Raw genomic sequence first — 17,373 nt, 5'->3', positions numbered from 1 at the left:
CCGGCTTTATCGTCAGGCCAGCAGGCTCAGCGGGTTCTCGATGAGATCCTTGAGAGCCGCCATCAGCTTGGCGCCATCGGCACCATCGATGGCGCGGTGGTCGAAGCTGCCGGTGATGGTCATCGCCGTGGCGACGCCCAGCGAGCCGTCTTCCAGCACCCAGGGGCGCTTCTCGCCCGCGCCGATCGCCAGGATCATGGCCTGGGGCGGGTTAATGATCGCCTGGAAGGTCTTGATGCCCATCATGCCCATGTTCGACAGGCTGGCCGTGCCGCCGACATATTCGGTCGGGGCCAGCTTGCCCTCCTTGGCGCGCTTGGCCAGATCCGACATTTCGGTGCTGATCTTGGCCAGACCCTTGCCCGCGGCATCCTTGATGATCGGGGTAATGAGGCCATTGGGGATCGAGACCGCCACCGACACGTCGGCGCGGTTGTACTGGCGGATCGTGTCACCCGCGAAGGCGACATTGCACACCGGCACCTGCTCCAGAGCAACGCCCAGCGCCTTGATCAGGATATCGTTGACCGACACCTTCACGCCGCGCCCGGCCAGCGAGGCGTTCACATCGCCGCGCAGCTTGAGCAGCGCGTCCAGACGCACGTCGAGCGACAGGTAGATATGCGGCACCTGCTGCTTCGACTCGGTCAGGCGGCGCGCGATGGTCTTGCGCATGCCCGAGAGCGGCTGGTCCTCATGCGGGATGCCGAAGTCAGGCAGGGCAGAAGGCGCGGCCGGGGTCGGCGCGGCGGGAGCAGCAGCGACAGGCGCCGAAGCGGCGGCAGCGGCAGGCGCGGCGGCGCCGGGCTTGGCGCCCTCGACGTCGGCCTTGACGATGCGGCCGTTGGGGCCCGAACCGGTGACGCCAGCCAGATCGACGCCCTTCTGGGCGGCAATGCGGCGGGCCAGCGGCGAGGCGACCACGCGGTCACCCGCAGCCTTGGCGGCAACGGGGGCCGGGGCAGCAGCCGGGGCCGGAGCGGCGGCAGCCGGAGCAGCAGCGGGCTTTTCGGCAGCGGCAGGCGCGGCGGCAGCAGGCTTGGCGGAGGCGTCTTCGCCCTCGCCGGCAAGCTGGGCGATCACGGTGCCGACCTTCACATCGTCGGTGCCTTCGGCGATGTCGATCGAGACGATCACGCCTTCATCGACAGCCTCGAATTCCATGGTGGCCTTGTCGGTCTCGATCTCGGCCATAATGTCGCCGGAGGAGACGGTGTCGCCAACCTTCACCAGCCACCGGGCCAGCTTGCCCTGCTCCATCGTGGGCGAGAGCGCGGGCATCTTGATCGCAATCGGCATGGGGCAATCAGTCCTCAATCCAAGGTGAAATGTTGTTCACGCGGGCTTCTGGCCAAAAGTATGAGCCTCGGCAAGGTGGCTTGCGTGAAATAGGTTTGTGGCGGATAGGTGATGGCGCAAAATGCGCGGTACGGGAACCGGGAAAAGAGGGGCCATGCGGATCTATCTCGTCATCATCGACGAAACCGAAGAGGCCCGCGTGGCCTTGCGTTTCGCGAGCAGGCGTGCCGCCAAAACCGGGGGCGCGGTGCATCTGCTCAGCGTGATCGAACCCGAGCCCTTCGTCGCTTTCGGCGGCATTGCGGCCACCATCGAGCAGGAAGCGCGGGATCGTGCGGAAGTGCTGTTGACAAGCCTGGCCAGCGCCATTGTGGCCGAGGGCGGGCGCATGCCCGAGATCTCGGTCCAGCAGGGCGAGGCGGTGAAGGTCGTGCGCGATCACCTCACCGCGCATACCGAGGTCGCCGCGCTGGTGCTGGGCGCCGCGCGCGATGGCGAGCCGGGCGCGCTGGTGACTCACTTCACCGGTCCGGGTCTGGGCAGCCTGCCCTGCCCGCTGATGATCATCCCCGGCGGCCTTGCCGAGGATGAGATCGACCGATTGAGCTGAGAGTCTTTTGGCAAAATGCGCAAAAGCGCATTTTGCGTGCGGCGCCAGCCCGCTCCCCCGCCCGGCCACCCACAGGATACGACCGATGGGTGACCGGGCGGGGGAGCGGGCCGGTGCCGCGCATTCGGCCTCGCCGAATTTCCAGAAGACTCCCCCCTGCATCATCAGCGGCGTTTCCCCTGATGGCGGATGTTGGCCGGGCGGCCGCGCTGGCCCACCAGATGGCTGCCGCGCTTCTTCAGCCCGACAGGCGCCGGGGCGCCGCGCTTCTCGATGCGGCCATCGCTGTCTTCGGGCTCGAATTTCAGCGCGCCGGTCAAGGGATTGGCCTCCGCCAGCCGCAGGGGCAGCCGGTCGCCGATGGCATAGGTGATGCCGCTCTGCTCGCCGCGCAGCACCTGTGCCTTTTCATCGTGGAAGAACCGCTCATCACCCAGCACGGATACGGGGACCAGCCCGTCGCCGCCTAGTCCGACGATGGTCGCAAACAGACCGAAACGCTGCACGCCGGTGATGCGGCACTGGAAGATCTCACCCACGCGGGTCGAGAGCCATGCCGCGACGTAGCGGTCGATGGTTTCGCGCTCGGCCTCCATGGCGCGGCGTTCGGTGCGCGAGATGGCATCGGTGATGCGGGCCATGTCCTGACGGTCGCGCGGGGCAAGGCCGGAATGCTCGGGGATGTCGCCCTTGGGCGCGGGCTGCTCCAGCCCGAAGGCGTCGACCAGCGAGCGATGCACCAGCAGATCCGAATAGCGGCGGATCGGCGAGGTGAAATGCGCATAGCTGCCCAGCGCCAGACCGAAGTGCCCGGCGTTCTTGGGGCCATAATAGGCCTGGGTCTGGCTGCGCAGCACGGCTTCCATGATCAGCGCCTTTTCCGCCTCATCCTCGATGCTTTTCAGCATGCGGTTGAACAGCGCCGGGGTGATCACCTGCCCCAGCGCCAGCTTGCGCTCGAAGGTGGCGAGATAATCCTTCAGGGCCACAAGCTTTTCGCGGTTGGGCGGCTCGTGGATGCGATAGACCACGGGGGCGACCTTGCTTTCCAGCGCCTTGGCCGCCGCGACATTGGCCGCGATCATGAAATCCTCGACCACGCGGTGGGCATCGAGTCTTTCGCGCAGGGCGATGCCCGCGATGCGGCCCTTTTCGTCGAGCTGCACCCGGCGCTCGGGCAGTTCGAGGTTGAGCGGGTCGCGCTTGTTGCGCGCGGCTTCCAGAACTTTCCATGCCTCCCACAGATCGGTGAGATGCTTTTCGGCGCGGCCTTCGTCGATGCGGGCCTGCGCTTCCTCGTAAGCGATCACCTCGGCGATGCGGACGATGGCGCGGGTGAAACGAAAGGCGGTCATCTTGCCTTCGGCGTCGAAATTCATATGGCAAGCCATGGCCGCGCGCGGCGCCCCGGCTTTCAGCGAACAGACATCGGCCGACAGCACCTCGGGCAGCATCGGCACCACGCGGTCGGGGAAATAGACCGAATTGCCGCGCTTGCGGGCCTCCTTGTCAATGGCGCTGCCGGGGCGGACGTAGAAGCTGACGTCGGCAATGGCCACCACCGTACGCCAGCCGCCCTGCCCGTCGGGCTCGGCCCAGATGGCGTCGTCATGGTCGCGCGCGTCGCTGGGATCGATAGCGACGATGGGCAGATGGGTGAGGTCCTCGCGCTTTTCGCTGCTTAGGGCTTCGCGCGCCGCGACCTCAGCCTCCTGCAAGGCGTCCTGCGGGAAGATATGCGGAATGCCATGCTTGTGGATGGCGATCAGGCTGAAGGCGCGCGGTGCCAGCGGGTCGCCCAGCACCACCGTCACCCGCATGCCCGCGCGCGGCGAGCGGCTGACGGGTTCGGCCAGAACCAGTTGGCCCTCTTCCGCGCCACCCAGATCGGCGATGGGGGTAGAGTGGCGCTCACGCTTGTCGATGGGGGCCAGCCAGCCCTTGCCCGCGCCGTCGATCTCGACAACGCCCATGGTCTGGTCGGCCTGAGCGGGCAGCTTCTTCATGGGATGGGCCTGCCAGCCGCGCTCGGTCTCTTCGGTGCGGGCCAGCACGCGGTCGCCCGCGCGCAGCGGACCGACACCCCTGACCGCCGGGCCACGCTTGCCGCCGCCGCGCGGCTCGATGACGCGCAGGCGGGGCGCGGGGGTGTTGTCCTCGGGCTCCCAGGTGTCGGGGACGGCGACGGGTTCACCATCCTCGATCTCGATCACGCGCAGCACGGTGACCTTGGGCACGCCGCCCATGCGGTGATAGGCGGTGCGCTTGCCGTCGATCAGCCCTTCCTCGGCCATATCCTTGAGGAGCGCCTTGAGCTGGATCTTTTCCTGACCCTGCAGGCCGAAATGCTTGGCGATCTCACGCTTGCCGACCTCTCCGGTGGCCGAGGCGATAAAGTCCAGCACCTGCTGGGCGTTGGGCATGCCCGGCGCGGGGCGCGGGGTAAAGTGAGCGTGAGACTTGAAGGGGCGTTTGGGCGGGCGCGGATTGTTCATCGCCCGTCTTTAGCCGGGGTGGCGGGGAAAGGCCAGTTGGTTGGGGTGGAGGGGCAGGATGCGCAGATCACGGCCTCTATGCCGATCTCCTATATACTCCTAAAACCCGCCTATGCAGAAAGCCGAAACAAGCCATTGGGCCACAGACGCAGACACCTTCATGGCGCTCGATGGGGCCAAGGAGGTTGTCGCGTGGTTTGGGATCATCCCATCCTTTCACGATGCCACGCTCGGCAGGCTGGAAATCGGCCAAGGCACGGCCATCATGTCCCTCGAAACCTTTCGCATGACCAGCGAGGTGGATTCGCAAGGCTTCTTCGTTCTGGACAAGCACGCGACAGTGACCTTGAATGCGAAAGGCGTAACCGGCCTCGCGTTGACGGGAGAGGCCAGCGCGACCATCGCCCGCCTCATCATCCGGCGTGTGTCAGCCAAACCCATGGGATGGGACAACGCTGTTGGCCCCGAGGTGGGCGACATCGAGATAGGCTGGGAAAGCAGTTGGGGCATGGACGGGACGATTTACGCCCGCGAGGTCAGCCTGTCGCTGCAACCACTGCCGTAAAACTCCCGATTTGGGGAGCCACTCAACAAAAAGGCGCGGAAAGGTTTCCCCTTCCGCGCCTCTTTAAACTCTCAATTCCGGCGGATCACACCCGCATCGGCATCAGCACATAGAGCGCCGGGCTCTTCTCATCCTGACGGATCAGCGTGGGGGCGCCGGCATCGGCCAGATGCAGCTCCACCGTATCGCCCTCGATCTGGCCGAGGATGTCTTTCAGATAATTGGCGTTGAAGCCGATCTCGAACCCTTCCGAACCGTAATCGGCGGGCAGCTCTTCCGCAGCCGTGCCATTGTCGGGCGAGGTCACCGACAGCGTCACGCGGTCCTTGTCCAGCGCCATCTTCACGGCGCGGGTCTTCTCGGTGGCGATGGTCGCCACGCGGTCCACACCCTGCCAGAAGCTCTTGGGGTCCAGACGCAGCAGCTTGTCGTTGCCGGTCGGGATCACGCGGCTGTAATCGGGGAAGGTGCCGTCGATCAGCTTGCTGGTCAGCACCACGCCGTTCTCGCCGCCCAGCGTGAAGCGGATCTTGCTGGCCGAGAGGTCCACCAGCACCACCGCATCCAGCGCCTCTTCGAGCAGCTTGCGCAGCTCGGCCACGCACTTGCGCGGCACAATCACGTCCGGCATGCCATCCGAGCCTTCGGGCTTGGCGATGGTGAAGCGGGCCAGACGATGGCCGTCCGTCGCCGCCGCCTTCAGCTCTTCCTCGGTCACATGCAGGAAGATGCCGTTGAGGTAATAGCGCGTCTCCTCGGTGGAGATCGCGAAACGCGTGCGGTCGATCAACTGGGCCAGCGTCGCCGCCGGAAGCTCAAAGCTGGTGGGCAGATCGCCCTCGACAATCACGGGGAAGTCATCGCGCGGCAGCGTGGGAAGCTGGAAGCGGCTGCGACCAGCCTTCACAACCATGCGGTTGTCGGCGGTCTGCAGGCTCACCTGGCTGCCATCGGGCAGCTTGCGGGCGATGTCGAACAGAAGATGGGCGGACACGGTGATGGCGCCCGGCGCCTCCACGCTGACGGCCTGCATATGCTCGACCACCTGAAGGTCAAGGTCGGTCGCCATGACGCGCAAGGTGCCGTCCTGCCCGGCCTCGATCAGCACGTTCGAGAGAATGGGGATCGTGTTGCGCCGCTCGACCACCGACTGCACATGGCTGAGGCAGCGCAGCAGCGTCGCGCGTTCGATGGTGGCTTTCATGCTCGATCCGATCCCGTGCCTGATACCCCTGGGTGTAGCTTCCACCCGCACAGGAACCCCAAGGCACCCCTGCGCGGCCAATTCGGACTATCTTCATTAGCGCGCCCTTGGCTTGCGGCAAGTGCGAAGCACGCGCCTGAACGCGATTCTGGGGATAATTCGATGCGTTTCGATTAGGCGGACGTGCCTAACGGGAGGTTAATGCCTCCGCGAAGGCTGTGGGTAAGTGAATTCAGGGAGAAAAAGGAAGGTGCGAGGGGGAGTCCTTGTTGGTCGCATTCCTCAAGAGGAATGCTCCGGCCCCTCGCGCTCCCGGAACGTCTTCCGACGAAATGGCAGTGGCGCACGGACGTTGCCCCCCACCTCTCCACCTGCGCGACCCATGGCGCCGCAGGCCTCAAACTTCTGCCTGCGGCGCAGCGACCTTAACCCAAGGCCGAACCCGAAGCACCCACGCAGACATTCATGGGAGCGCGAGGGTGTAACACCCTCGCACTTACCCTTTTCAGTTCTTAGGCAAACATCGCCATGCCGCCATTCACATGAATGGTCTGGCCGGTGACATAACCCGCTTCCTTCGAGGCCAGGAACGCCACCGCAGCGCCGATATCCTCGCCCTCGCCCATGCGGCCCATCGGGATGCGGCCGTTCAGCGCTTCCTTCTGGGCGTCGGGCAGCACGTCAGTCATGGCGGTGCGGATGAAACCGGGCGCCACGCAGTTCACCGTGACGTTGCGGCTCGCCAGTTCCTGCGCCAGCGACTTGCTCATGCCCACAAGGCCAGCCTTGGCCGCTGCATAGTTCACCTGGCCAGGGTTGCCCGTCGCGCCCACCACGCTGGTCACCGAGACGATGCGGCCGAAGCGGGCCTTCATCATCGGCTTGGTCGCGGCGCGCATCAGGCGGAAGGCGGCTTCGAGGTTGATGCGGATCACCGCATCCCATTCCTCATCCTTCATACGCATGGCGAGGTTGTCGCGCGTGATGCCGGCGTTGTTCACCAGAATATCCAGCTTGCCCAGAGCGGCCAGCGCCTCTGGCACCAGCTTCTCGACCGAAGCGGGGTCGGAGAGGTTGCAGGTGATGGCAACATGGTCGCCGCCCAGCTCGGCCTTGAAGGCCTCCAGCTTCTCGGCATTGCTGCCCGACAGCACCAGACGCGCGCCCTGCGAAGCCAGAGCCTTGGCCACGCTGCTGCCGATGCCACCGCTGGCGCCCGTCACGAGCGCGGTCATTCCTTCAAGCGAAAACATCATGCGATCTCCTTCAGCAGCGCCTCGATGTCGGCCATGGAGATGACGCTGGTCACCTTCACATCCGTCACGCTGCGCGAAATCATGGGGCCAAGCACCTTGCCGCCCAATTCGACGAATTCCTCGACGCCCGCCGCCTTCATGGCGATGATGCTCTCGCGCCAGCGCACGCGGCCCGTCACCTGCTCGACCAGCAGGGCCTGCACGGTGGCCGGATCGGTGACGACATCGGCGGTGACATTGGCGAAGAGCGGCACCGACAGCGCGCCCGGCGAGACCTTGGCCAGCGCCTCGGCCATGGCATCGGCGGCAGGCTGCATCAGCGGGCAGTGGAAGGGCGCGGAAACCGGCAGCGCCACGCCGCGCTTGATCCCATGCTCCTTGACCAGAGCGATGGCCCGCTCGATCGCGCCCTTGTGGCCCGAAAGCACGACCTGACCCGGATCGTTGTCGTTGGCAACGGTGCAGACCTCACCTTCGGCAGCCGCAGCGGCCAGAGCAGTCGCCTTGTCGATATCGGCGCCCAGCAGAGCAGCCATCGCGCCAACGCCAACGGGCACTGCAGCCTGCATCGACTGCCCGCGCAGCTTGAGCAGACGCGCCGTATCGGCCAGGCTGAACGCCCCGGCAGCGCACAGCGCGGTGTATTCGCCCAGCGAGTGACCGGCCACGAAATCGGCCTTGTCGGACAGGCGGAAGCCGCCTTCCTTCTCCAGCACGCGCAGCGTGGCGATGGCATTGGCCATGATCGCGGGCTGGGCGTTTTCGGTCAGGGTCAGCTGGTCCTCGGGGCCCTGCGCCATGATCTCCCACAGCTTCTGGCCCAGCGCCTCGTCAACCTCCTCGAACACCTCGCGGGCGATGGGGCTGGCAGCGGCCAGATCGACACCCATGCCGACCTTCTGGCTGCCCTGCCCCGGAAAAACAAATGCACGCATTTCGCATATCCCTTGAAATCTGGGGCCGCGAGTTATTGCGGTTGAAGGTTTGGTGCAAGGGGGATGGGGTGAAAGGGGTTTAAGAAGGAAGATGCAAGGGGGTTACCCCCTCGCGCTCCCATAACGTCTTCCGACGCTTGGGCAGTGGCGCCCGATCGTTGCGCACCACCTCGCCGCGCCGCAGGCTTTAAGGCCGCTGCGCGGCGGAGCGTTTCCACGCAAGGCTTCGGCCAGACCGCCCTATCGCCGGGAGACGTAACGGGGGTGCAGGGGGCGTAACGCCCCCTGCTTTCATGCCTTTACCTGCTTCCCAAACGGCACAATCCGGTTCGCGGCGTCATGCCCGATATCCGCCCCTCCCAGAAACGGGATCGAGTGCCGATGACACCAGTCCTGAGCGATCTGCACAGGCGTCGCCCCGAAGTCGCGGTCGTTCTCCGGCACGGCGGAAACCCGGCCCAACCGCAACCCCGCGATCCCGCCCAGATGCGCCGTGGCGTGGAAGAACAGGCGGTCCACAGCGTAGAGATGCTCGCTGACCTCCTCCACCATCACCACATGCCCTGCAAGGCCCGGCATCAGCGGCGTGCCCGCCAGCATCGCCAGCGTGGTGAGGTTCAGCGCAACGACGGGATGCTTTTCCTCGGCGAGACCGGGCTCCAGCCCATCCGTCGCGCCGGTCAGCCAGCCCAGAGCCCGGCGCAGTGCTTCCTCGCCTCCAGAGCGGCGGCCATCGCCAACCATCGGCCCATGCGTGGGGCGACCGATCTTCTCGCGGTAAAGCCCGGCCAGCAGATAGCCCAGATCCGAATAGCCAAGGTACGCCTTGTGCCGCGCCGCCAGCGAGAGCTGCCCCAGCGCCTCCCCCGCGATGCGATTCGAACCATAGCCGCCGCGCGCGAACCACACCGCATCGAAGGCGGGATCGTTGGCGCAATCCAGAAAAGCAGCGAGGCGCACCGCATCCGGCCCGGCGAAATGACCGTCCACCGCGAAGCATTGTGGGTGGAAATGCAGTTCGGCGTCGGGAAACGCGGCGGCGATGGCCTGAGTGCGCGCCACATCCTCGGGCGTGATCGGCGTGGCGGGGGCGCAGATGGCGATGCGTGTGGGCATGGCAGGGGGATAGCGCTTGAGGGCCGGGAAAGGCAACGCTCTTGCCCTTTGGCGCCGCGCCGCATAGGCCCGCCCTCATGACCGAGAACAGCACGCTCACCTCTCACCCATGGTTTTTCTGCGGCATCGGCGGATCGGGCATGCTGCCTCTGGCGCTGATCCTGCGCGGGCTGGGCGCTGAAGTGGCAGGTTCGGACCGGGGCCGCGATCAGGGGCGTACGCCAGAGAAATTCGGCTGGCTGGAGAGCCTTGGCTTCACGCTGTTCCCGCAGGATGGCAGCGGCATCAGCAGTGCTGAACAAGTACTGGTCGCCTCCGCCGCCGTGGAAGACACCGTGCCGGAAATGGTGCGCGCCAAGGAACTGGGTTGCCCCCGGATGAGCCGGGCACAGTTGCTCTCCGAACTGTTCAACGCCGCGCCACAGCGGATCGCGGTGGGCGGTACCAGCGGCAAGAGCACCGTCACCGGCATGATTGGCTGGATCATGACCGCTCTGGGCCGCGACCCCACGATCATGAATGGCGCGGTGATGAAGAACTTCCGCGCTCCGGATGCGCCTTTCGCCAGCGCGCGGGTGGGCGGCGGCGGGTTGTTCGTCTCCGAGGTGGATGAGAGCGATGGCTCCATCGCGCTCTATCGCCCCAGCGTGGCGGTGCTGAACAATGTCAGCCTCGATCACAAGAGTCTGGAGGAACTGCGCACGCTGTTTGGCGATTTTCTGGCGCGCGCCGATGTGGGCGTGATCAATCTGGACGATGCCGAAACGGCGGCACTGGCCGGGCATGCAAAGAGGCTGGTGACCTTCGGGATTGACAGCGCCGAGGCCGAGATCAGCGTGGTACCCGGCAGCATCGTTGAAGGGCCGACCAGCATTTCGGCGCAACTGCGCGACACCGTGGGTTCGAATCCCACCCTGTCCGCCATGCATGACCTCACCCTGAAAGTCCCCGGCCGCCACAACCTCGCCAATGCTCTGGCCGCCATCGCCGCCGCCAAAGCAGCGGGCATCCCCGTCAGCGAGGCGGTTCAGGCGCTCGGCAGTTTCGAGGGTCTCGCCCGGCGCTTCGATATCGTCGGCACCTCGCCCTCCGGCATCACGGTGATCGACGATTTCGGCCATAACCCGGACAAGGTTTCAGCCACGCTCAAGACGCTCAAGAGCCATCCGGGCCGCGTGATCGCCTTCTTCCAACCCCACGGCTATGGCCCGCTGCGCCAGATGGGCGCCGAACTCGCGCGGGTCTTCGCCGATCTGCTCGATCCCGCAGACCACGTCTTCCTCTGCGACCCGGTCTATTTCGGGGGCACGGTGGACCGCTCGGAAGGCTCCGAACGCATCATCCGCCTCATTGCCGAGGGCAGTACTTCCGCGCCTCAGGCCCAACATGTCCCGACTCGCGATGCCTGCGGTGAGGCCATGTCCGCCCTCGCCCGGCCCGGAGATCGAATCGTGGTGATGGGGGCGCGGGACGATACGCTCAGCCTGTTTGCCGCCGATCTGTTGAAGGGGTTGAAGTAAAAGAATGCGAGGGTCATCACCCTCGCGCTCCCTTTAGTTGTCGGCGTGGGCGCTTCGGGTTCGGCCACAGAGTAACGACGCCGCGCCGCAGGCATGAACGCCAGGCACGGCGTTGGAATGATGCACTTTAAAGCCTGCGGCGCCCCAGGTAACACAGGTGGAGAGGTCGGGCGCAAGGATCGGGCGCCCCTACCCCATCGTCGGAAGACGTCATGGGAGCGCGAGGGGGTAACCCCCTCGCACCTACCCTTGGATCCCCTTTCCTCCCCCGATTTTCCTTGCTTTCACCCCGCAATCCACTATGCGCCACCCCTTCTGAAAGCGCGGATTCGCAGATCGCGCATATGGACATGCGAAGAAAGCCGGAGGGGCCCCGCAATCCCGCGGATCAGCCAGCGATCGGTTATGATGTTTAAAGGAAGCTGGCATGGCTCTTTATGAGCACGTGTTCCTGGCTCGCCAGGACCTCAGCCAGGCGCAAGTTGACGCCCTGGCCGCCACCGCCACCGAGATCGTCGAGAGCAACGAGGGCAAGGTCACCAAGACCGAGACCTGGGGCCTCAAGAGCCTGGCGTACAAGATCAAGCGCAACCGCAAGGCGCACTTCGTGCTGCTGAACATTGAAGCCCCCGCCGGCGTCGTCGCCGAGCTGGAGCGTCAGACCAGCATCAACGAAGACGTCATCCGTTTCATCACCGTCCGTGTTGACGAGCATGAAACCGGTCCCAGCGTGCAGATGCGCAAGAACGATCGCGAGCGCAGCCGTCGCCGCGACCGCGAGGAGGCTTGATCCATGGCTCGTGCATTTTTCCGTCGCCGCAAGTCCTGCCCGTTCTCGGGCAAGAATGCTCCCAAGATCGACTTCAAGGACGTGCGCCTGCTTCAGGGCTTCATGTCCGAGCGTGGCAAGATCGTGCCCAGCCGCATCACCGCCGTTTCTGCCAAGAAGCAGCGTGAGCTGAGCCAGGCCATCAAGCGCGCCCGCCACGTGGGCCTGCTGCCCTACCTCGTCAAGTAAGGGAGAAGACCCATGCAGATCATTCTCCTCGAACGCATCGAGAAGCTGGGCACCATCGGCGACGTCGTGAACGTCAAGGACGGTTACGCCCGTAACTTCCTGCTGCCCAACAAGAAGGCGCTGCGCGCCAACGAAGCCAACCGCAAGGTCTTCGAAGCCAACCGCGCCCGCATCGAAGCCGAAAACGCTTCGCGTCGCGACGACGCCGTTGCCCAGTCGGGCGACGTCGAAGGCAAGACCGTGGTCCTGATCCGTCAGGCCTCGAACGCCGGCCAGCTCTATGGTTCGGTTTCGGTGCGCGACATCGCCGAGGCTCTGAACGAGCAGGGCGCCAAGGTCACCAAGGGCATGGTTGTCCTGGAGCACCCGATCAAGGCCATCGGCATCGTCGACGTGCGCATCGCGCTGCACCCCGAAGTGTCGGTTCTCGTCAAGGTGAACGTTGCTCGCTCGGCTGACGAAGCCGAGCTGCAGACCCAGGGCGTGAACGTGATCGACGCCATGTTCGACAACGAGGTCGGCGGCTTCACCGAAGCCTATGACCCCAATGCCGAACCCGGCGAGATCGCCAGCGACCTGCTGGACGAGCCGACCGAAGGCGAAGAGGCGTAAGCCTTTTACCCCTAGCGGTTATGAGAAGGGCGCCTTTCGGGGCGCCCTTTTTCGTTTGGGTTGAAGGTTTGAAGAAGGAAATGCGAGGGGGTTACCCCCTCGCGCTCCCATGACGTCTCCCGACGCCAGAGCAGTGGCACCCGACCGTTGCGCCCCACCTCACCGCGCCGCAGGCATCACATTCCTGCCTGCGGCGCCGCGACCTTACTCCAAGGCCGAACCCCAAGCGCCCCGCCGACAACTAAAGGGAGCGCGAGGGCGATGGCCCTCGCATTTTCCCTTTAACCCCTTCCATTCACCCTCTTAAAAACACTCTTCACCCGGTCCTTGCGCCGTCACACGTCTGCGTTACACTCACGCGCATGCAGAACATCGAACATGTCATTTCCGAACTGAGCCGCATTTATGACGCGGCTGTTTCCACGCTGCGCGCCGACATTCTGGCCTATGCCGAAAACGGCACCCCGCCCCCGGCCGAGCGCGTGATCGAGCGCGCCTGGTGCTATCCCGAGCTGCGCATCCATTACGCGGGCCGGGAGACCCATCCCGACGCCAGCCGCGCCTTTGGTCGCCTGCCTTACACGGGCACCTATTCGACCACGGTGACGCGCCCGCAGCTCTACGCCCAGTATCTGACCGAGCAGCTTGACCTGCTGGCCGCCGATTACGCCATCGAGATCGAGGTGGGCCGCTCCACGCAGCAGATCCCCTTCCCTTATGTGCTGGATGCCTCGGCCCCGGTCAGCACCAAGCCTTCCGAACTGGCCCTGCACTTCCCCGCCACCGAGCTGGCGCTGATCGGTGACGAGATCGCCGATGGCATCGATCTGGGCCGGGTGGACGATTCGATCCCGCTGGCCCTGTTCGACGGGTTGCGCACCGATTTTTCGCTCGCGCGTCTGGCGCATTACACCGGCACGGATACCGATCACTTCCAGCGCTTTATCCTGTTCACCAACTATCACCGCTACGTCGATGAGTTCGTGGACTGGGCCGGCACCCAACTGGGGAAAAACGGGTATACAGCCCTGTCGGGAGCCGGTGGTTTGTATGTGGATCAGCCTGTGGAAAACGCCCGCGCGCGTTTGTCGGACACCGCATGGCGCCGCCACCAGATGCCCGCCTACCACCTGATCGGCCCGAACCGCAGCGGCATCACGCTGGTCAACATCGGCGTCGGGCCCTCCAACGCCAAGACGATCTGCGACCACCTCGCCGTGCTGCGGCCCGAGGCATGGCTGATGATCGGCCACTGCGGCGGCCTGCGCGACACGCAGCGCATCGGTGACTATGTGCTGGCCCATGCCTATCTGCGCGACGACCATGTGCTGGACCCCGTCCTGCCGCCCGAGATCCCCATCCCCGCCATCGCCGAGGTGCAGCTCGCCCTCGCCCAGGCGGCGGAGATCATCAGCGGCGAGACCGGCGCGAACCTCAAAAAGCGCATGCGCACCGGCACCGTCGTCACCACCGACGACCGCAACTGGGAACTGCGTTACGCGCTTTCGGCGCAGCGCTTCAGCCTGTCGCGCGCGATCGCCATCGATATGGAGAGCGCGACGATTGCCGCGCAGGGCTATCGTTTCCGCGTGCCCTATGGGACGCTACTTTGCGTCTCGGACAAGCCGCTGCATGGCGAGATCAAGATGCCCGGTCAGGCCAACCGCTTCTATGAGGAAGCCATCGCCTCGCATCTGAAGATCGGCACCATGGCCTGCGAACTGCTGCGCGCCGAGGGGCAGAAGCTCCATTCGCGCAAGCTGCGGGCGTTCAATGAACCGCCGTTCCGGTAAGAAGGAAGGGAGTAAGTGCGAGGGGGTTACCCCCTCGCGCTCCCATAACGTCTTCCGACGCCTAGGCAGTGGCACACGATCCTTGCGCCAGACCTCACCGCGCCGCAGGCATCACATTTCTGCCTGCGGCGCTGCGACGTTGCTCCAACGTCGAACCCGAAGCGCAACGTAGACATTAATGGGAGCGCGAGGGTGTAACACCCTCGCATCTTTCCCTTCAACCTTCTGTCAAAAACGCCAGAATCGCCTGCCCCATGGCCTTCTGCGTCACCGAGCCCATATGCGTGCCGGGCACCTCGACATAGCGCGCATCGGCCAGCACCTCGGCCAGCTTCGGCGCCGAGCCATTGTCCTGATCGTCATCCCCGCACACCACCAGCACGGGCTGGGTGATGTGCGCCAGAGCCTCGGGCGGAGTGTCGTCCACGCTGCCCAGCAGCAGGCGGGCGGCGATCTGGTCCACCTTCTGCGCCTTCATGAACTGCTGGGCGATGTAGGCGGGGTCGCCGTGCTTGATGGTGCCGAAGCGGTCGATCACATCGATGAAGAAGGCGCTGCGCCGGGCCCAGCCAGCCAGCCCTTCCAGACCCATGCCGCCCAGCACGAGGCGGCGCGGCGACAGGCCGGAAATCACGCCGCGCGTCACCGTGCGCGCGCCCAGCGAGAAGCCGCCGAGGTCGTAATCAGTCAGGCCGAGGTGCTCGATCAGGATCAGCAGGTCTTTCACCAGCACGTCCTCGGGGTAGCTGGCGGGGTCATGCGGGGCGGCCGACTCTCCATGGGCGCGCAGGTCGGGCATGATCACGCGGAAGCCCGCATCGGCCAGCAAAGCTGCATGGCCGAACTTCACCCAGTTGATCTGGGCGGAGGAAAACAGGCCATGGACCAGCACGACGGGGCGGCCATCCTCGGGGCCGGCCATGTGGAGGGCCAGTTGATCGCCGTTGAAGCCTGCAAAAAAGCCAGTCGTTACGTCCATTTGCCCAGTTACTCCGCTGTTTTGTGGCCCCGAAATGCCCCGATACATGAACCTAAGAAAACAACAAGCACGGTGAAATGTTCATGGAACAGGGCGGGCTGCGATCTGTTCTGCCTACTAGTTTCAACTGGTAGCTCCGAAAGGACAGGACATGTTGACCGTTAAGTCGAAGATTATCGCTCTGAGCGCGACCGCCCTTGCTCTGGGTCTGGCCACTCCGGCCATGGCGGGCAAGGCCGACCGCGCCCGTGAAGCCATTTCCGCCGCAGAGGCCAAGCTGCAGTCCGCCGATCAGGCGGGTGCCGCCCAGATGCTGACAGCAGAACAGGCCAGCGCACGTGAGGAACTCAACCATGCCAAGGAAGCTCTGGCCAGCGGCCACAAGGATGACGCCATTGCCACGGCCAACCACGCCTCGGCCATGGCGGAGGCCAATCTGGGCGAGGTGCAGCATCGCAAGCAGGCAATGAACAACGCCCGCGTGCAGGCCGCGCATGAACAGGCCGCTGCGGCAAATGCTCAGGCGGCGGATGCTCAGGCTCAGGTGGCAGACGCCAATGCCCGCGCCGAGCAGGCCAACAATGCGGCAACCACCGCCGCGGCTGATGCCAATGCTGCCCGTCAGGCTGCTGCCGCCACGGCCGCCGCCGCCGCTGACCAGCAGGCCAAGCAGCAGGAAGTGGCCGTGACCACGACCACCTCGACCCCGCGCCGCAAGGTGGTGCACACCAAGGTGGTCCGCAAGGCTCCGGCGCATAACAGCGCCAATGTGGCCACCAGCACCACAACCACGACTGTCCGCACTCAGTAAACTTGAGCGCTGACGTAAAAAGCCCCTGCCGGTACGAAACCGGCAGGGGCTTTTTCATGCCTTCAAAGACAGGGCTTGCGATCAGCCCTTCTTGAGGTGGCGGCGGCCCAGCAGTTCGGCGATCTGCACCGCATTCAAGGCAGCGCCCTTGCGCAGATTGTCCGACACGCACCACAGGGCCAGACCGTTCTCCACGGTCGGGTCCTCGCGCACGCGGCTGACATAGGTGGCGCTGTCGCCCGCCGCCTCGACGGGGGTGACGTATCCACCGTCCTCGCGCTTGTCGACCAGCATGATGCCGGGGGCCTCGCGCAGGATGTTCTGGGCTTCCTCGGCGCTGATCTCGTTCTCGAACTCGATGTTCACCGCCTCGGAATGGCCGACGAAGACCGGCACGCGCACGCAGGTCGCGGTCAGCTTGATCTTGGGGTCGAGGATCTTCTTGGTCTCGACCACCATCTTCCACTCTTCCTTGGTGAAGCCATCATCCAGGAAAACGTCGATATGCGGGATCACGTTGAAGGCGATCTGCTTGGTGAACTTCTTGGCATCGGCCTGATCGCCCACGAAGATGCCACGGCTCTGCTCGAACAGCTCGTCCATGCCTTCCTTGCCCGCGCCCGACACCGACTGATAAGTGGCGACGACGACGCGCTTGATGGTGGCGGCATCGTGCAGCGGCTTGAGCGTCACCACCAGCTGCGCGGTCGAGCAGTTGGGGTTGGCGATGATGTTCTTCTTGGCATAGCCGTCGATGGCGTCCGGGTTCACCTCGGGCACGATCAGCGGCACGTCCGGGTCCATGCGGTAGAGCGACGAATTGTCGATCACCACGCAGCCCTGCGAGGCGGCCTTGGGGGCGTAGATGCGGGTGGGTTCGCTGCCCGCCGCGAAGAGGGCGATGTCCCAGCCGGTGAAGTCGAAATGCTCGATGTTCTTGACCTTGAGCATCTTGCCGGTTTCGCCGAACTCGACCTCGGTGCCGGTCGAACGCGAGGAGGCGACAGCGGCGACCTCGTCGATGGGGAATTCCCGCTCGGACAGGATGTTGAGCATTTCGCGGCCCACATTGCCCGTGGCACCGACGACAACAACACGATAACCCATTTCACTCACTCCTTGGCCGGTCGAGGGGCGTGAAGCCCCTCAGGCCTGTTCCA

16 protein-coding genes are annotated in these 17,373 nt (G+C 65.0%); 8 read left to right on the top strand and 8 right to left on the bottom strand.

Going from position 1 to position 17,373, the window contains the following annotated elements; translation table 11 throughout:
* Positions 1 to 12: 12 nt before the first annotated feature.
* Entirely contained in the window at positions 13 to 1,299 is a 1,287-nt protein-coding gene (locus ABDW49_RS05210; RefSeq protein ID WP_343610224.1) for a pyruvate dehydrogenase complex dihydrolipoamide acetyltransferase, read from the bottom strand.
* 154 nt (positions 1,300 to 1,453) lie between these two features.
* Here ABDW49_RS05210 and ABDW49_RS05205 point away from each other — a divergent pair, with 154 nt between their 5' ends.
* Positions 1,454 to 1,909 carry a universal stress protein gene (locus ABDW49_RS05205; RefSeq protein WP_343610223.1) on the top strand — a complete coding sequence of 152 codons (456 nt, stop codon included), beginning with the start codon at positions 1,454 to 1,456 and terminating at the stop codon, positions 1,907 to 1,909.
* Between the two features lie 164 nt (positions 1,910 to 2,073).
* Here the strand turns inward: ABDW49_RS05205 and ABDW49_RS05200 are convergent, their stop codons facing one another.
* A complete protein-coding gene (locus tag ABDW49_RS05200) occupies positions 2,074 to 4,332 on the bottom strand; it encodes a VacB/RNase II family 3'-5' exoribonuclease (RefSeq protein ID WP_343614160.1) in 2,259 nt (752 codons plus the stop codon).
* A gap of 184 nt (positions 4,333 to 4,516) precedes the next feature.
* Here ABDW49_RS05200 and ABDW49_RS05195 point away from each other — a divergent pair, with 184 nt between their 5' ends.
* Positions 4,517 to 4,969 carry a hypothetical protein gene (locus tag ABDW49_RS05195; RefSeq protein ID WP_343610221.1) on the top strand — a complete coding sequence of 151 codons (453 nt, stop codon included), beginning with the start codon at positions 4,517 to 4,519 and terminating at the stop codon, positions 4,967 to 4,969.
* Between the two features lie 85 nt (positions 4,970 to 5,054).
* Here ABDW49_RS05195 and dnaN read toward each other — a convergent pair whose 3' ends face one another.
* From dnaN to ABDW49_RS05175, 4 genes are all read right to left on the bottom strand, one after another.
* Entirely contained in the window at positions 5,055 to 6,173 is a 1,119-nt protein-coding gene (gene dnaN / locus ABDW49_RS05190) for a DNA polymerase III subunit beta (protein ID WP_343610219.1), read from the bottom strand.
* 512 nt (positions 6,174 to 6,685) lie between these two features.
* The gene (gene fabG / locus ABDW49_RS05185; RefSeq protein ID WP_343614158.1) at positions 6,686 to 7,426 is read right to left on the bottom strand and encodes a 3-oxoacyl-[acyl-carrier-protein] reductase; all 741 of its coding nucleotides are present in this window, start codon (positions 7,424 to 7,426) and stop codon (positions 6,686 to 6,688) included.
* Positions 7,426 to 8,364, bottom strand: coding sequence for an ACP S-malonyltransferase (gene fabD / locus ABDW49_RS05180; RefSeq protein WP_068094202.1), 939 nt, complete (start codon positions 8,362 to 8,364; stop codon positions 7,426 to 7,428). Before fabD ends, fabG begins: the two co-directional genes overlap by 1 nt.
* Positions 8,365 to 8,655: 291 nt before the next feature.
* On the bottom strand, positions 8,656 to 9,480 hold the full coding sequence (locus tag ABDW49_RS05175) for an LD-carboxypeptidase (protein ID WP_343614156.1): 825 nt from the start codon (positions 9,478 to 9,480) through the stop codon (positions 8,656 to 8,658).
* Between the two features lie 77 nt (positions 9,481 to 9,557).
* On the opposite strand from ABDW49_RS05175, the gene ABDW49_RS05170 reads away from it, so the two are divergent.
* From ABDW49_RS05170 to ABDW49_RS05150, 5 genes are all read left to right on the top strand, one after another.
* A complete protein-coding gene (locus ABDW49_RS05170; RefSeq protein ID WP_343610216.1) occupies positions 9,558 to 11,000 on the top strand; it encodes a Mur ligase family protein in 1,443 nt (480 codons plus the stop codon).
* 427 nt (positions 11,001 to 11,427) lie between these two features.
* A complete protein-coding gene (rpsF, locus tag ABDW49_RS05165; protein WP_343610214.1) occupies positions 11,428 to 11,790 on the top strand; it encodes a 30S ribosomal protein S6 in 363 nt (120 codons plus the stop codon).
* A gap of 3 nt (positions 11,791 to 11,793) precedes the next feature.
* Entirely contained in the window at positions 11,794 to 12,018 is a 225-nt protein-coding gene (gene rpsR, locus ABDW49_RS05160; RefSeq protein ID WP_068094520.1) for a 30S ribosomal protein S18, read from the top strand.
* A 12-nt stretch (positions 12,019 to 12,030) separates the two neighbouring features.
* On the top strand, positions 12,031 to 12,630 hold the full coding sequence (rplI, locus tag ABDW49_RS05155; protein WP_343610211.1) for a 50S ribosomal protein L9: 600 nt from the start codon (positions 12,031 to 12,033) through the stop codon (positions 12,628 to 12,630).
* Positions 12,631 to 12,992: 362 nt separating this feature from the next.
* Positions 12,993 to 14,423 (top strand): AMP nucleosidase, encoded by a 1,431-nt coding sequence (locus ABDW49_RS05150; RefSeq protein ID WP_343610209.1) that lies wholly within the window; start codon positions 12,993 to 12,995, stop codon positions 14,421 to 14,423.
* 217 nt (positions 14,424 to 14,640) lie between these two features.
* On the opposite strand, the gene ABDW49_RS05145 is transcribed toward ABDW49_RS05150, so the two are convergent.
* Complete coding sequence (locus tag ABDW49_RS05145; protein ID WP_343610208.1) at positions 14,641 to 15,402, bottom strand: alpha/beta fold hydrolase; 762 nt, start codon at positions 15,400 to 15,402, stop codon at positions 14,641 to 14,643.
* A 151-nt stretch (positions 15,403 to 15,553) separates the two neighbouring features.
* On the opposite strand from ABDW49_RS05145, the gene ABDW49_RS05140 reads away from it, so the two are divergent.
* Positions 15,554 to 16,213 carry a hypothetical protein gene (locus tag ABDW49_RS05140; protein WP_343610205.1) on the top strand — a complete coding sequence of 220 codons (660 nt, stop codon included), beginning with the start codon at positions 15,554 to 15,556 and terminating at the stop codon, positions 16,211 to 16,213.
* A gap of 81 nt (positions 16,214 to 16,294) precedes the next feature.
* Here the strand turns inward: ABDW49_RS05140 and ABDW49_RS05135 are convergent, their stop codons facing one another.
* Entirely contained in the window at positions 16,295 to 17,320 is a 1,026-nt protein-coding gene (locus ABDW49_RS05135) for an aspartate-semialdehyde dehydrogenase (protein WP_343610203.1), read from the bottom strand.
* Positions 17,321 to 17,373: the final 53 nt, after the last annotated feature.

This window comes from Novosphingobium sp., assembly GCF_039595395.1.
Lineage (GTDB): Bacteria > Pseudomonadota > Alphaproteobacteria > Sphingomonadales > Sphingomonadaceae > Novosphingobium.
This window is presented reverse-complemented; position numbering and strand designations above follow the sequence as displayed.